14 protein-coding genes are annotated in these 13,556 nt (G+C 38.0%); 6 read left to right on the top strand and 8 right to left on the bottom strand.

Translation table 11 applies throughout. The features are described 5' to 3' along the window. Nucleotides 1-40 precede the first annotated feature (40 nt). Nucleotides 41-1,369 carry an adenylate/guanylate cyclase domain-containing protein gene (locus NMG86_RS17450; RefSeq protein WP_026785892.1) on the top strand — a complete coding sequence of 443 codons (1,329 nt, stop codon included), beginning with the start codon at nt 41-43 and terminating at the stop codon, nt 1,367-1,369. Nucleotides 1,370-1,743: 374 nt separating this feature from the next. Here NMG86_RS17450 and pyrR read toward each other — a convergent pair whose 3' ends face one another. From pyrR to NMG86_RS17435, 3 genes are all read right to left on the bottom strand, one after another. After that, nucleotides 1,744-2,283, bottom strand: coding sequence for a bifunctional pyr operon transcriptional regulator/uracil phosphoribosyltransferase PyrR (gene pyrR, locus NMG86_RS17445; RefSeq protein ID WP_026785894.1), 540 nt, complete (start codon nt 2,281-2,283; stop codon nt 1,744-1,746). A 47-nt stretch (nt 2,284-2,330) separates the two neighbouring features. After that, entirely contained in the window at nt 2,331-3,329 is a 999-nt protein-coding gene (cbiB, locus tag NMG86_RS17440) for an adenosylcobinamide-phosphate synthase CbiB (RefSeq protein WP_026785895.1), read from the bottom strand. A gap of 63 nt (nt 3,330-3,392) precedes the next feature. Further along, nucleotides 3,393-3,836, bottom strand: coding sequence for an Rrf2 family transcriptional regulator (locus NMG86_RS17435; protein WP_026785896.1), 444 nt, complete (start codon nt 3,834-3,836; stop codon nt 3,393-3,395). Nucleotides 3,837-4,303: 467 nt separating this feature from the next. On the opposite strand from NMG86_RS17435, the gene NMG86_RS17430 reads away from it, so the two are divergent. Together NMG86_RS17430 and NMG86_RS17425 are read left to right on the top strand one after the other, a co-directional pair. After that, nucleotides 4,304-4,705, top strand: coding sequence for an AbrB family transcriptional regulator (locus NMG86_RS17430; protein WP_026785897.1), 402 nt, complete (start codon nt 4,304-4,306; stop codon nt 4,703-4,705). Nucleotides 4,706-4,915: 210 nt separating this feature from the next. Beyond that, on the top strand, nt 4,916-6,850 hold the full coding sequence (locus tag NMG86_RS17425; protein ID WP_026798198.1) for a serine/threonine-protein kinase: 1,935 nt from the start codon (nt 4,916-4,918) through the stop codon (nt 6,848-6,850). Between the two features lie 66 nt (nt 6,851-6,916). Here the strand turns inward: NMG86_RS17425 and NMG86_RS17420 are convergent, their stop codons facing one another. The 4 genes from NMG86_RS17420 to NMG86_RS17405 form a co-directional block, all read right to left on the bottom strand. Next, the gene (locus NMG86_RS17420; protein WP_026798197.1) at nt 6,917-7,699 is read right to left on the bottom strand and encodes an ABC transporter permease; all 783 of its coding nucleotides are present in this window, start codon (nt 7,697-7,699) and stop codon (nt 6,917-6,919) included. A gap of 102 nt (nt 7,700-7,801) precedes the next feature. Next, nucleotides 7,802-8,932, bottom strand: a complete 1,131-nt coding sequence (locus NMG86_RS17415; RefSeq protein WP_026798196.1) for a histidinol-phosphate transaminase — start codon at nt 8,930-8,932, stop codon at nt 7,802-7,804. 194 nt (nt 8,933-9,126) lie between these two features. Then, entirely contained in the window at nt 9,127-9,402 is a 276-nt protein-coding gene (locus NMG86_RS17410; RefSeq protein ID WP_071783044.1) for an Rpn/YhgA-type helix-turn-helix domain-containing protein, read from the bottom strand. A gap of 62 nt (nt 9,403-9,464) precedes the next feature. Further along, the gene (locus NMG86_RS17405) at nt 9,465-10,337 is read right to left on the bottom strand and encodes an Rpn family recombination-promoting nuclease/putative transposase (protein ID WP_026795659.1); all 873 of its coding nucleotides are present in this window, start codon (nt 10,335-10,337) and stop codon (nt 9,465-9,467) included. Between the two features lie 132 nt (nt 10,338-10,469). Between NMG86_RS17405 and NMG86_RS17400 the strand changes: the two genes are divergently transcribed. Both NMG86_RS17400 and NMG86_RS17395 read left to right on the top strand, forming a co-directional pair. Next, nucleotides 10,470-10,817, top strand: a complete 348-nt coding sequence (locus NMG86_RS17400; RefSeq protein ID WP_026798194.1) for a type II toxin-antitoxin system RelE/ParE family toxin — start codon at nt 10,470-10,472, stop codon at nt 10,815-10,817. Next, nucleotides 10,801-11,154 carry a helix-turn-helix domain-containing transcriptional regulator gene (locus tag NMG86_RS17395; RefSeq protein ID WP_043938526.1) on the top strand — a complete coding sequence of 118 codons (354 nt, stop codon included), beginning with the start codon at nt 10,801-10,803 and terminating at the stop codon, nt 11,152-11,154. The genes NMG86_RS17400 and NMG86_RS17395 overlap by 17 nt, the downstream gene beginning before the upstream one ends. 49 nt (nt 11,155-11,203) lie before the next feature. On the opposite strand, the gene NMG86_RS17390 is transcribed toward NMG86_RS17395, so the two are convergent. Continuing rightward, nucleotides 11,204-12,046, bottom strand: coding sequence for a Tab2/Atab2 family RNA-binding protein (locus tag NMG86_RS17390; protein WP_026798192.1), 843 nt, complete (start codon nt 12,044-12,046; stop codon nt 11,204-11,206). Nucleotides 12,047-12,247: 201 nt separating this feature from the next. Here NMG86_RS17390 and NMG86_RS17385 point away from each other — a divergent pair, with 201 nt between their 5' ends. Beyond that, nucleotides 12,248-13,510, top strand: a complete 1,263-nt coding sequence (locus NMG86_RS17385) for a valine--pyruvate transaminase (protein WP_026798191.1) — start codon at nt 12,248-12,250, stop codon at nt 13,508-13,510. The last annotated feature ends 46 nt before the right edge of the window (nt 13,511-13,556 follow it).

Genomic DNA, 13,556 nt, shown 5'->3' with positions numbered 1-13,556 from the left:
TAAGATTGTATGAATCTCCTTCAGGAAACCCAAGTAACCCATGACTACAACTGAATCAAGACTATCAGAATTTGGTGCATTTATTCAAACAAAATTCAAGATATTTTCTTCGGGTTTTGTTTTATCTCAGGCTCCTACTTATGACACTTGGCGAAAGCATTTAATTCAAAAACGCCTAAATTTAGGTTTTAGCCTAGCTCTACTTTCCTATTTTACCTTTAGTGCCTCAGAAATTAACAATTTTTTCTTTGATCCTGAGCATTTTCAACCCTCTTGGTTAGGGACACAAATTGTCGTCGAGTGTGGTTTAATCATCGGTTTATTGCTCCTGAGAACTCCCCTGGGTCATAAACATCCAGCCTCGATGTTTCTGTTGTTTTCTTGGTTAGTTACCATTAGCCCCCAAATTCGAGGAACATTAAGTGGAGTCGCCCGGGCTTCAATTATTGAATGGCCGTTAATGTTTTTTTCCCAAGCCACATTAATTCCGGTTTATTGGCCGTTACATTTAATTTCTCAATTAGGGGTGTTTGTATATTATCAGGGAAGTCAAATTTTACTGAATCTAAAAGTTGAGCTTCCCGCCGATTGGATGACGGCTGATTTCCTATTTCTCTATCTATTTTGGATTTGTGTAATTTGTAATCTTTCGGTGTATTTATATGACCGTTTAGCCCGATCAGAATTTAATTCTCGTCAATCTTTAGAAACAGCCTATAGCCAAGTCAAAGAAGAACAGGAACGCTCAGAAAGTTTACTCTTAAATATTCTACCCCATTCCATTGCCCAACGGTTAAAACTGCAACCCAGTACCATTGCTGATAGTTTTACCGATGCTGGGGTTTTATTTGCTGATATTGTTGGTTTTACTGAACTTTCAGGACGTTTTGATCCGCCACAATTAGTTGATTTACTGAATCAAATCTTTTCTGCATTTGATCATTTAGCCGAACTTCATGGGTTAGAAAAGATTAAAACTATCGGCGATTCTTATATGGTCGTTTCAGGTTTACCCATTCCCCACGATGATTATGCGGAAGCGATCGCAGCTATGGCATTAGATATGCAAAAAACCTTGAGAGAATTCAATCTTAAAACTGAACAAAATTTTCATATTAGAATTGGAATTGCTACGGGCCCAGTTGTGGCGGGAGTGATTGGAATTAAGAAATTTATTTATGATTTATGGGGAGATACGGTTAATATTGCTAGTCGGATGGAGTCCCATGGTATTGCCGATGAAATTCAAGTCACAGAAACCACCTATTTAGTGTTAAAAGAAAAATATCTATTTGAAAAGCGAGGAATCATTGAGGTCAAAGGTAAGGGACAAATGACCACCTATTTATTAAAGGGAAAACAAACCTAAGCGTTATAGCAACCGCCAAGGCAGTTAGGACACCAGACGGATCTTGGAACCCAGACAGTGAAGTATTTCCCCCCCTGTTCCCTCCCCCCTGTTCCCTCCCCCTGTTCCCTCCCCCCCTGTTCCCTCCCCCCTGTTCCCTCCCTCCCTGTTCCCTCCCCCCTGTTCCCTCCCTCCCTAGCCCCCCGTGCACGGGGGGTTTGGGGGGGGCTGTTCTATATTAAAAAAATTTGTTGTTGCTGCTAAAGCCCTGACTAAGAGCGCTCAAGCGCAACAACTACTAAGAGCGCTCAAGCGCAACAACAAATATGGAGCGCTCAAGCGCAACAACTACTGAGAGCGCTGAAGCGCAACAACGGGTTTTTCAGAGATTTTTTCTAAGAAATCGGAGATAATAATTCAACGGCATCCCGCCCATCCAGATCTTCTAAATAGACCTTCACCTGTTCTTCCTTGGCGGTGGGGAGCTTTTTACCTGTAAAATCAGGATGAATCGGAAGTTGGCGATGGCCGCGATCCACCAGAACCGCTAACCCAATGGTTTCAGGACGTCCATAATCGATCACCGCGTTCAGAGCCGCCCGAATTGTTCTGCCTTTATAAATCACATCATCCACTAAAACCACGGTTTTTCCTGTCAAGTCAAAGGGAATCTTAGTTTTTTCTGGAGTTCGCATTCCCACTTGGTCTAAATCATCTCGATAAAACGTAATATCTAATGCCCCCACCGGAACCCGCAACTGTTCCAAGACTTCAATTTGATTAGCCAAAAGTTCCGCTAATAGAACCCCACGGGTATAGATTCCGAGTAAAACTATATTGTCTAAATTCCCATATTTTTCAACAATTTGTGAAGCCATCCGGGTGACGGTTCGTCGGATTTCAGCCGCAGACAGAATTTCAACAATTTTTGTCATTTTAGATTAAAAATTAACAATCTTGATTTTTTTTAAGCACTTAGGGATTAATTTCCCATGTTGAAAAGGATAAATCCCCCTGTAAATAATCCTAACGTGATTAAAAAACTATATCGAGTCAGTTGTAATGCTTGTTTAATGGTAGTTGATGTAATCGGTTGTTGAGGATCTCCCAAGAAAGGTTTCTGTTTAATCACCCCCCGATAGGAATTTTCTCCCCCTACTTGTACCCCCAGGGCGGCGGCATAAGCGCATTCACTCCATCCCGCATTGGGACTCGGATCAAAAACAGCATCCCGTTGACAAATGCTGAAAACATAACCAGGTTTTCCTGATAATATAGCGATCATGATCACCGTTAATCGACAGGGAAGCCAAGTTAAAACATCCTCTAATTTGGCACTAAACCATCCTATATCCCCATAGGGTGCTTCTCGATAACCGACCATAGAATCGAGGGTACTAGCGGCTTTGTAGGCAAAAGTAAGAGGGACACTACCGACCCCAGGTAATACCGCACCAATTAAGGCATAAAATAAAGGAGCCATGACGCCATCGGTGGCATTTTCTGTGACGGTTTCTAAAACCGCTCTAAGGATTTCTGACTCCGATAGGGTTTCGGTATCTCGACCTACATAACGACTTAATCGTTGACGAGCCGTAACTAAATCTCCTTGATCAATCCAATATAAAACATCCTCGGCGGAATCCCTTAAACTCCGACCCGCAAAACAACTGGCCAGGAGAATACTTTCTACCGCAATGGTCAAAATTTCAGGCCCCGAAAATTTGACAACTAGCACCCGTACCCCCTCTCTAATTAACGCCACTGTCAAAGCACTCCCCAATACCACAATTAGGGTCAGAAATACCCCCGCCACCCGCAGAATTATCGGTTGATTAAAGTATTTAAAGAAAATTTGAGTATAGTAAGTGATTATCCACCCCATCACCTGCACTGGATGTAACCAATTTTGGGGATCTCCAATCAGATAATCAGCTACAGCCGCAATCAATAAAATGATCAGGGAATTAAAATCCGTCATGGACAATAGATAAATATAAAAGGACAATCAATCTTGAACTCAACTTCTGGGGTTCAAAATTACCTAAACCACAAAACTTGTTTCTTCCCCCTGGGCAGCTTGCAAACTGCGAGCATCATAATAGAGATCTTCGAGGGAAATCCCATATAGTGCATCTTTCAGCTTTTGGTGTAACCGATTCCACAGGGTAAAAGTTACCCAGTCTTCTGCTTGTTCAATATCCGCTTGATGGCGGGGTAAAGGTTCAATAGTTTCTCCCACTGCTTCTAATATCTGTCCTAGGGAGATTTGGGCTGGAGATTTTGCCAATTGATAGCCTCCTTGAGCACCTCGAACTGATTCAACTAACCCCGATCGTCGCATCTCGATCAGGAGTTTTTCCAGATAGGGTGCAGGAATATTTTGGCGCTGTGCGATCGCATTTACAGAAGTCGGCCCGTTCCCCCGCTGTAAGGATAGATCAAGCAAGGCTTTGACGCTATAGTGTCCCCGTGTGGTTAACTTCATTCTGGGTAATAAAATAGATAACTTGGCAATGGAGTTTTAAAGGCTAAAGATGGTCTTGAGGTGATTCTACCAAGTTGAGAATACCTAAACGGAATTCACCACAACTCTAACCGATCGCGCAGCAAGATCCCCATCAAGAGTTTAGTCTGGAGTTGATAACTTCTGATCAGTCTGAACAGGAGATTTTGGGATTTAAAGGGGAGTTTGAGTTGATGCGATAGGGATTAATACTATTCCCGAAAAGCTGATAGCTGAACCCGATCCTGAGTTGTTGGATGTCCCACCCTTCCACTCAACTGCTTGACTTGAATTAGATCTGATAAAAAATTTAAAAAATAGGTGAATAATTTCCTTAATTAGTGTAATATAGTTTCTCAAGCAAGGATCTAGCTAAACAATCTGGGTGATCTATCACCCACCCACGATAAAAGTCAAGACCTTTTGTAAAACATTTACAGGCACAGTTAATGGTTAAAAAGAAAAGTTCTGATCCTCAACCTCAGCCTCTAACTGGGGAAGCTTTACTCGATAAAGTCAAAGGACTTGAACATCTGAGCAAAGAGGAAAAGGCTAGAGAATGTGGTTACTACACCCTGACTAAGAATAATGTTGAGCGTGTCAACATGATGAAATTCCTCAATGCTTTAATTGATGCTGAGGGAATTGAGTTAGATGGCAAACAACAAGGAAACGGCCGGGGTGGACGCTCTGCTAGTTATAGAATTAGTGTGCAATCAAATGGAAACTTGTTGATTGGTGCAGCCTATACAAAACAAATGGATTTAACGGCTGGCGATGAGTTTGAAATTTCTCTCGGACGTAAGCATATTCACCTCAAACAAGTTGAAGTTGGAGACGACGAAGAATAATCCCAGGGATATTGTTTTTAATAAATCCTGAGACTAAATTTGAACGTAAAAACCCTTTAGACTGGCAATGGCTATTTTTGAGTCGCTGCCAGCTATTCTTGTATTAAAATAACCACAAAGGTACTAAGACACAAAGAAAGATGATCAAGGGGACTATTACGGATCTAATGGCATACTCTACAATTGGATGGGAATACTAGAAGTTTTTCTATGGCTTATTGTTTGAATTCCGAATGTGCTCAACCCTATAATTCTGATCAGAGTCAATTTTGTTTAACCTGTGGAAATAAACTACGGTTAAAAGACCGATATCAAGCTATTGATATCATTGGACAAGGGGGATTTGGCAAAACATTTTTAGCCGTTGATGACGATAAACCTTCTAAACCGCGCTGTGTCATTAAACAATTTTTTCCCCAATCTCAAGATGCTGATACCTGGCAAAAAGCATCGGAATTATTTGCACAAGAGGCAATTAGGTTAGATGAATTAGGTAAACACCCTCACATTCCTGAGCTTTTAGCTTATATTACGATTAATCAACAACAATATTTAATCCAAGAATTCATCGAAGGGGAAAATTTAGCTAAAATTTTAGTTCAGGAAGGAGGATTTAATCAAACTCAGATTCAATATCTTTTAATCTGTTTACTTCCTCTATTAGATTTTATCCATCATAAAAATGTAATTCACCGGGATATTAAACCCGCTAATATTATTCGTCGTCCTAACGGAAAGTTTGTTTTAGTAGATTTTGGTTCAGCTAAATTTACCCAAAAAACCGCATTTACTGTTACAGGAACAATTATCGGCACTTCTGATTATATTGCCCCCGAACAAGCGAAGGGAAAGGGTATTTTTGCCAGTGATATTTATAGTTTGGGAGTGACTTGTCTGCATTTATTAACCCAAGTGGAACCGATAGATTTATTTGATGATGAGGAGGGTATTTGGGTTTGGCGAGAACATTTAAAACATCCAGTTAGTGAGGAATTAGGGTTGATTTTGGATAAAATGATTGAAAGTGCTATTAAACGACGCTATCAGTCAGCTAGGGATATTTTAACAGATTTAAACAATTATTCATCTAATTTTGGGGAAGTATTAGCAATTGATAATTTAGAGATATTAGAAAGCGATAATTTAGGAATATTAGAAAGCGAGACGCTTGCACTACCTTTGAATCATCAAGCTCAAAACTGGCAATGTGTTAAAACATTAATTGGTCATACTTGGGTAATTTATGGGGTTGCAATTACTCCTGATGGTAAAAATATTGTGAGTTGTAGTGAAGACCAAACCATAAAAATTTGGAATTTAAAAACAGGAGAATTAGAGAAAACGCTAATAGGGCATACGGGAGTAGTCAGAGCAATTGCTATTAGTTCTGACGGTCAAAATATTGTTAGTGGAAGTTATGATAGAACAATGCGAGTCTGGAATTTAGAAACAAGAGAAGAAATATCTCTTATTAAAGATTTGCGTGCTGAAGCTCAATGTATGGCTATTCATCCTAATAAAAATATTTTGGCTTCGTCGTATATGTATCAGGAACGTCCAAGATCCTCTTATCGGCTTTGTGTTATAGTTCACCATATAGATACTAATGAACGTATCAAAACATTATCACATAATGTTTTAACCCGTGAAAAAATTAACTCAATTACTTTTGCATATAATAGCCCTATCCTCGCTTATGGACATTCCAACAATGGTCGTATTATTATCGCGCAGATAGATACTGGAGAAACGATTCGTGAGCTTGCAAACCATGAAATTAAAGAACAATTTTTATCTCTTGCTTTTAGTTGTGATAATAAAATTTTAGCTAGTGGAAATGCTGATAGTACAATTAGACTGTGGCAACCAGGAACAGGAAATTTAATCAGAACATTAGAAGGACATACAGGAAGTGTGTATTCTGTTGCTATCACTTCAGATAATAAAATATTAGTCAGTGGGAGTGAAGACCAAACGATTAAACTATGGGAAATAGAAACAGGAGAAGAAATTTGTACCTTAACCGGACATACAGGTATTATTTATTCCATTGCCATTAGTCCCGATAATCAAACAATAGTTAGCGGGAGTCAAGATGGAACAATTAAAATATGGCGTCCGTTGTTGCGCTTAAGCGCATCTTAAAGAGGCGTGAACGCCTCACTACTAGGGCGCTTACCTCTACTTGGTAAGTTTCAATCGTACTTAAAATTAACTCGATGCACTGGTATAAAATTTTAAGGCAAATTGCCAAAATCTAGCCGAAATAAATAATAATCCCAGGGCTAAAAATCCTGAACCTACCACCCAGGATATATTAGTTCTTCCTAGGATTGATTCTGCTGGAATTGTTGTTAAAAAAGCAACAGGAATAATAAAGGTAAAAAAGAAACGATAAGCCATAGGATAAGCCACCATTGGATATCTTCCGGCTTCTAATAATCCCTGCAATACTTCCGTCACATTATAAATTTTCACAAACCAAATACTGGTCGCGCCCAAGATAAACCATAAACTATATAAACTTATCATACCAAAAGATAAAGGTAATAAACTTGCTAAATAATCTCTCCAGGTTAAGCCTAGTTTACTCCCTTGATAAGCAACAATTGAACACCCAAAAATTAGGTCAGGTGTTCCCCAAGGCGACACCATACGAGTCGATAGCCAAAATTGACTACTCAGGGGTTTAAGTAATACAAAATCTAAGGTTCCATCTTGAACATGAGTCACAATTTTGTTTAAATTGGGAACTAATATTGTGGTTGAAAATCCTTGTAATATTGTAAATATTCCCAAAACAACTAAGGCTTCTTCCCAACTCCATCCTTCAAAACTGTAACCCGTTCTATAAAATAAAAATAGGCTAAAAATACTGCCAATTAAACTTCCTAAACTTGTGATGGCAGAAATCAGAAAGTTAATCCGATATTCTAGTTCTGCTGCGATCGCAGTTTCCCAAAATAACATTAAAATCTTAAAATAGCGTTGCATAATTAATACAAAATCAACAATAAATTCATTGTAGGGGCGGGTTCACCCAAATGTTAAACTAATCACATTAATCTGTATAAACCCACCCCAACTCATTGTTTACTATAGAATAGAAAATAATCGTTTAATGGTACGTTGATTTTCGTCAGGACGACCAACGGTAATTCTTAGTCCTCCTCCGGTGTGACGAACTAATGTTCCTTTGGTTTTTAATTGCTGCATAATTTGGTTTAAGGCTTGATCAGAATTTTGTTCATCGGTGAGTCTAATATAAATAAAATTAGCATCACTTCGCCAAATTTTTAATTGTTTATTTTCAGTTAAAGCATTAATTAAATTAGTCCTTTCCGCTAAAATTTCAGGGATAACTGTGAGTAAATCTTGACGGTTATTTAAGGCTAATAAAGCGGCGGTTTGTGTGAAACTGGGAAGGTTATAGGGAAGCCTAACTTTTTCTAAAGCGGTGATTAATTCAGGATGGGCGATCGCATATCCAACCCGCAAGGAAGCTAAACGAAATGCCTTAGAAAATGTGCGTAAAATCACCCAATTGGGATGCTGTTTTAACTCCTCAACTACGCTGGTTTGACTAAACTCAAAATAGGCTTCATCAATTACCACTAAAATCTGTTCTGGTAACTGACGCAACCAGTCTAATTCATTATCCGTTAAAGCATTAGCTGTAGGGGAATTAGGATGAACTACAAATACAACTCGAATCGGAGGGTTTTGTGTTGTTTCAATCGCAGTTTTAGCCGCGTTTAAATCCATCTCAAAGGTATCTTTATCCCGTCCTATACTAACAACCGAAATCCCCAAAGTTTGGGCAATAATTCCATACATTGAAAAGGTAGGATTAGCCACTAAAATTGAGCCTTCTCCCCCTAAACAAGTGGCAATTAAGATAGATCGAATTAACTCGTCTGACCCATTACCAACGGAAATTTGCTCAGGATTGACAAAGGCTTCAGAATTAGAAATAATCTCGTTAATATAATTAGCGATCGCTATTTTTAAAGGAAAATGACTCCCATCAGGATAACGATTAGTTTCAATTTCATGTTGATATGTCCAAGCCAGCTTTTGTTTTAATTCTTCAGGTAAATCATAGGGACATTCATTAGTATCTAAACGGTCTAATATTTGAGTCTCGATCGGACTGCCAGAATTGCCTCCCGGGTGAGGAGCATAGGCGTGAAGTTGTTTGAGGTCGTTGCGAAGAAAAGACAGCATGGCGTTGAGGTAATTGTAATTTTTTCTGAAGTTTAGACAAAATCTATTATCCCTTAATTTAGACTAAAATAACATCCAAAAAACAATATTTTTAGATGTCATTTTAGCTGAACTATTCGTTATCCTGATTCAAGAAAATAAATTTGCATTTTGTTCACCTCCATTCATTAATCATTAATACTGTTAAAGCTAATTTACAAAGATTGAATCTTTTCAAGACTTAATCCAGTTACCTGAACAACTTGCTCTAAACTCAAACCTATTCGCAATAAATTTAAAGCAATTTCTTCCTTCGCTTCCTGTTTCCCTTCCAATTTTGCTTCCAATCTCCCTTCCAATCTCCCTTCTTGTAGAATTTCTTGATAGATGACAGAATTTCGCATGAGATTACTCCTTAAAAGTCTTTTTACGGTATCTTTATTTAAAACTAAACCCGCCAAAATTGCCGAAGCAGCAAGGAGATTATTCAAAAATCGGGTTTCTTGAACAATACATAAATTCTCGATATCACTGACCCCAATACTAAAGCATTTTACAAAGATTGAATCTCTTCAACACTTAATCCAGTTACCTGAACAACTTGCTCTAAACTCAAACCTATTCGCAATAAATTTAAAGCAATTTCTTCCTTTGCTTCCAATTTTCCTTCTAGTTTTCCTTCTAGTTTTCCTTCTAGTTTTCCTTCTAGTTTTCCTTCTAGTTTTCCTTCCAATTTACCTTCTAACTTTCCTTCTAATTTACCTTCTAGTTTTCCTTCCAATTTTCCTTCCAATTTTCCTTCTTGTAGAATTTCTTGATAAATGACTGAATTTCGCATAAGATCACTCCTTAAAAGTCTTTTCACTGTATCTTTATTTAAAACTAAACCCGCCAAAATTGCCGAAGCAGCAACAAGATTACTTTGAACTTGTTGATCGGTAATTCCTTCAATTACTTCAGCAACTTGACTTAATATCATCGTCGGATCATCGGTCTGACTAAGTACCGCAAAAGGTAACAATCCCGTTACATTCAAAAACTGTTCCGGCGGTTGTTCCCAAAGACGAATCACCTCAAACTGATGAAACGTATTCTCCAGACGAAAACTATTTTCTTGGACTAAAAGAGAATTAGTTCGACCCAGATAAATCACCACCTGACGCATGACTTTGTTGGGAAAACGACGATAGACCCTTACTCGATAATCTAACATCCTAAAGGGGATTTTTGCATCAGGTTCGGTTTGAAATTCTGTGTGCAAAACCAGATCATCCGATTGCAGTAAGATTAAAGAATCAGCCCGAATTGGTTCCAATGATAACTCTTGGGGACTCAACTCAGTTAATGCAACGGTAGAACCCAACAACCAACTTGCCAAATCTTCAGAAAAATTTTCTGCAAGAAACTTGCAAATACTGTCAAACACCCCTAATTATTCCTCCCCAATGATCTGACATATTCATTTTACAATGAACAATTTATAATATAAAGGGAAAAGTGATTTTTCTAATTAAATCTATAGATTCTTAAGAAAGGAGGGATCACTTATAATAACTTTATGGAAGTACAGCCCAGACAAGTCCAGAATTATCTGGCCACCAATGGTAAAAGCCCTTTTGAAGATTGGCTTAATTCTTTACGAGATAGTAAAGGAAAAGCAATTATCAAATCCAGGCTTAAACGAGTTGTACAAGGAAACTTGGGAGATTATCGTTCTGTAGGTGAAGGAGTATATGAGTTAAGAATTCAGTTTGGTTCGGGTTATCGAATTTATTTTTGTCAGTTCGGTGTAACGATTATTTTACTCCTTTGTGGTGGAGATAAAAGCACTCAAGAAGAAGATATTCGCACCGCTAAAACTTACTGGGAAGACTATAGGAGGCGGTTTAATGCAATCTCTAACTAGAAATTATCAAGACTATTTAATTGAATCTCTCAAAGATCAATCTGAAGCCGCATTATATCTTTGGGCGATTTTACAAGAAAAAGATCCTGAACCTGAATTATTATTATCTGCCCTTCAAGATGTTGCAATGGCACTAGGACAAGAAAAAATGTCTCCAGAACAACTTCAAGAACATTTATCGCGTTTGAATCAATTTCTCGACCAACCAGAAAGCCAAGCAATTTATCGTTTATCCAGTTGGCTACAATCTTTAGGACTAACTTTAACCGTTATAGTTAATTCTGAACCGAATTCTACATTAGAATCTGTTGCTGAAACTGTAGAAGTTAGACTATAAAATTTTAGAAACCGAGTTTCTTCAAGAAATTCGGTTTCCACTATTAATTTTATTTTTTTATTTCCCCTTTTAATAGCCAAAAACCAGTAAAAGTTATCCCAGAATCATCCGGTTGTACTAATAAAAAATGTAATCCTTTTGCTAACTGTTTTCTGACTTCAAAGGTTTTAGCAGAATCCATAACTTCCGCATCTTCAAAGGTTGCCATCACCCAACGATCAACCAAACCCGATTCTAGGATTAATCCATTAGGGGAACCCGGAATATAATTGAAAGCAAAGGGTCGAATTTCCTCTAGCCATCGGGCTAATTGCATTGATTTTTTACCTCCATTAATAATAATCCCAGGAATCGTTACTACAGAAGCTAACCCTATATTTAGGGGTAAAAAATTATCTGGAATTTGTACAATTGGAATCGGACGGTCGGCAAAAAATTCTTGTAAATTTCCCGCAGAAATACTAGCAAATTGCCAGTTATCGCCCCATAATTTATCAGGTAATGGTAAAGGTGGCAGTTGTTCTAATTTCACAGGATTATATGGTTCTCCTGTATAATATTCTGACTGAGAATATTGTTTTAAACGTTCAGTTAACCATTGTTTTAATGTCTCTGTATTTCGATCAGGTTCTACTACAATTCCTAATCCTTTTCCCGCCGTTTCTAATAAACTTAAAGACTGGGGACGAAACACTTTAATTTTATCAGGTTTTTGAGTAACAATTACTTGCTGCAACTGTTCGATTAACCAAGTTGAATTCACTTTCGACTGAGGACACATCGCTATCAACTCAACCTGGCGAGTTTCGTCACAGACTAACAACTCCCATAGGGGTTGTCCGCTTCCATCCTTGATGGGACGACGATAAAAATCAGCTTGCCAAATTACCATAGACACAAAAAATCCTAATATTCTGGTTGAAAACTATTCTATATTTTCAATTCTAAGGTTAAGATTGATCAAATGAGGATTAACCGATGTCAGATTCCACCACTAAAGTTGTGGGTATCGGATTTCGGGTTATAATTATAGCTCCTACCTACTATCTCCTAATTATAGGGGGATGATGTTAATTAATTTGGTTATAAAACTATGAATCCTGCTTTGACACAATTTGGCGAACGGATGTCTCATTTAACGGGAGTTCGTGCGATTATGAAAGATATTATTGAAACTTTAAGATTAGGAAAAGGCAAAGATTTTATTAATTTAAGTGCAGGAAATCCGGTAATTTTGCCCGAAGTTGAACAACTTTGGCGAGATTGTACCGCAGAATTACTATCAAGTCCTGAATATGGGGAAGTCGTTTGTCGGTATGGTTCTAGTCAGGGATATCAACCGTTTATTGATGTCATTGTTGAGGATTTTAATTCTCGTTACGGGTTAAATTTAACCGACCGCAATGTATTAATTACCCCCGGAAGTCAATCAATTTATTTCTATGCTACCAATGCTTTTGGCGGCTATACCACCGATGGCAAACTGAAAAAAATTGTTCTCCCCTTAAGTCCTGATTATACTGGATATGGGGGTGTTAGTTTAATTCCTGAAGCGGTTTTTTCCTATCAACCAAAGTTAGATATTGATGAAGTTAATCATCATTTTAAATATCGACCTGATTTTAGTCAATTAATTATTGATGAAACCACAGGATGTGTTATATTTTCTCGTCCTTGTAATCCCAGTGGCAACGTTTTAACAGAAGAAGAAGTTAAAAAAATTACAGCGTTAGCGGCTCCCTTTAACGTTCCAGTGTTTATTGATTCTGCTTATGCGCCACCATTTCCCGCCTTAAATTTTACCGAAATGAAACCCATTTTTGGCGATAATATTATTCATTGTATTAGTTTATCAAAAGCGGGATTACCTGGGGAACGATTAGGGGTTGCTATTGGCAATGAAAGCACAATTCAAGTATTAGAAGCATTTCAAACCAATATGTGTATTCATTCCCCCCGTTATGGACAAGCAATTGCCGCCCGTGCCATCGGTTCTGGAGCGTTATCAGAAATTTCGACTGAGGTAATTCGTCCCTATTATCAACAGAAATTCACCGTTGTGGAAACGGCATTAAATCAAGCCATGCCTCAAAATTTACCCTGGTTTTTACATCGGGGAGAAGGAGCAATTTTTGCCTGGATGTGGTTTAAAGATTTACCGATAACTGACTGGGAATTGTATCAACAGTTAAAAGAAGTGGGGGTAATTGTAGTTCCAGGTAATTCATTTTTTCCCGGTTTACAAGGAGAATGGAGCCATAAAAACCAATGTATTCGGATTAGTTTAACTGCTACGAATGAGGAAATTACAGAAGGGATGAAACGGTTAGCAACTGTTATTGAACAGGTTTATTAGTCCTCAACTATTCCTGTTTAATTTTGAAAGGGATTCTATAATCCCT

This window comes from Planktothrix rubescens CCAP 1459/22 (assembly GCA_904830895.1).
GTDB classification, from domain to species: domain Bacteria; phylum Cyanobacteriota; class Cyanobacteriia; order Cyanobacteriales; family Microcoleaceae; genus Planktothrix; species Planktothrix agardhii.
The sequence above is the reverse complement of the archived record's forward strand: the minus strand, read 5'-3'. Positions and strand labels throughout refer to the sequence as shown.

Bases quoted from the DNA above. Each gene is read 5' to 3' on its own strand.
- NMG86_RS17450 (WP_026785892.1), top strand. From the start codon at position 41: ATGACTACAACTGAATCAAGACTATCAGAATTTGGTGCATTTATTCAA.
- pyrR (WP_026785894.1), bottom strand. From the start codon at position 2,283: ATGACAAAAATTGTTGAAATTCTGTCTGCGGCTGAAATCCGACGAACC.
- cbiB (WP_026785895.1), bottom strand. From the start codon at position 3,329: ATGACGGATTTTAATTCCCTGATCATTTTATTGATTGCGGCTGTAGCT.
- NMG86_RS17435 (WP_026785896.1), bottom strand. From the start codon at position 3,836: ATGAAGTTAACCACACGGGGACACTATAGCGTCAAAGCCTTGCTTGAT.
- NMG86_RS17430 (WP_026785897.1), top strand. From the start codon at position 4,304: ATGGTTAAAAAGAAAAGTTCTGATCCTCAACCTCAGCCTCTAACTGGG.
- NMG86_RS17425 (WP_026798198.1), top strand. From the start codon at position 4,916: ATGGCTTATTGTTTGAATTCCGAATGTGCTCAACCCTATAATTCTGAT.
- NMG86_RS17420 (WP_026798197.1), bottom strand. From the start codon at position 7,699: ATGCAACGCTATTTTAAGATTTTAATGTTATTTTGGGAAACTGCGATC.
- NMG86_RS17415 (WP_026798196.1), bottom strand. From the start codon at position 8,932: ATGCTGTCTTTTCTTCGCAACGACCTCAAACAACTTCACGCCTATGCT.
- NMG86_RS17400 (WP_026798194.1), top strand. From the start codon at position 10,470: ATGGAAGTACAGCCCAGACAAGTCCAGAATTATCTGGCCACCAATGGT.
- NMG86_RS17395 (WP_043938526.1), top strand. From the start codon at position 10,801: ATGCAATCTCTAACTAGAAATTATCAAGACTATTTAATTGAATCTCTC.
- NMG86_RS17390 (WP_026798192.1), bottom strand. From the start codon at position 12,046: ATGGTAATTTGGCAAGCTGATTTTTATCGTCGTCCCATCAAGGATGGA.
- NMG86_RS17385 (WP_026798191.1), top strand. From the start codon at position 12,248: ATGAATCCTGCTTTGACACAATTTGGCGAACGGATGTCTCATTTAACG.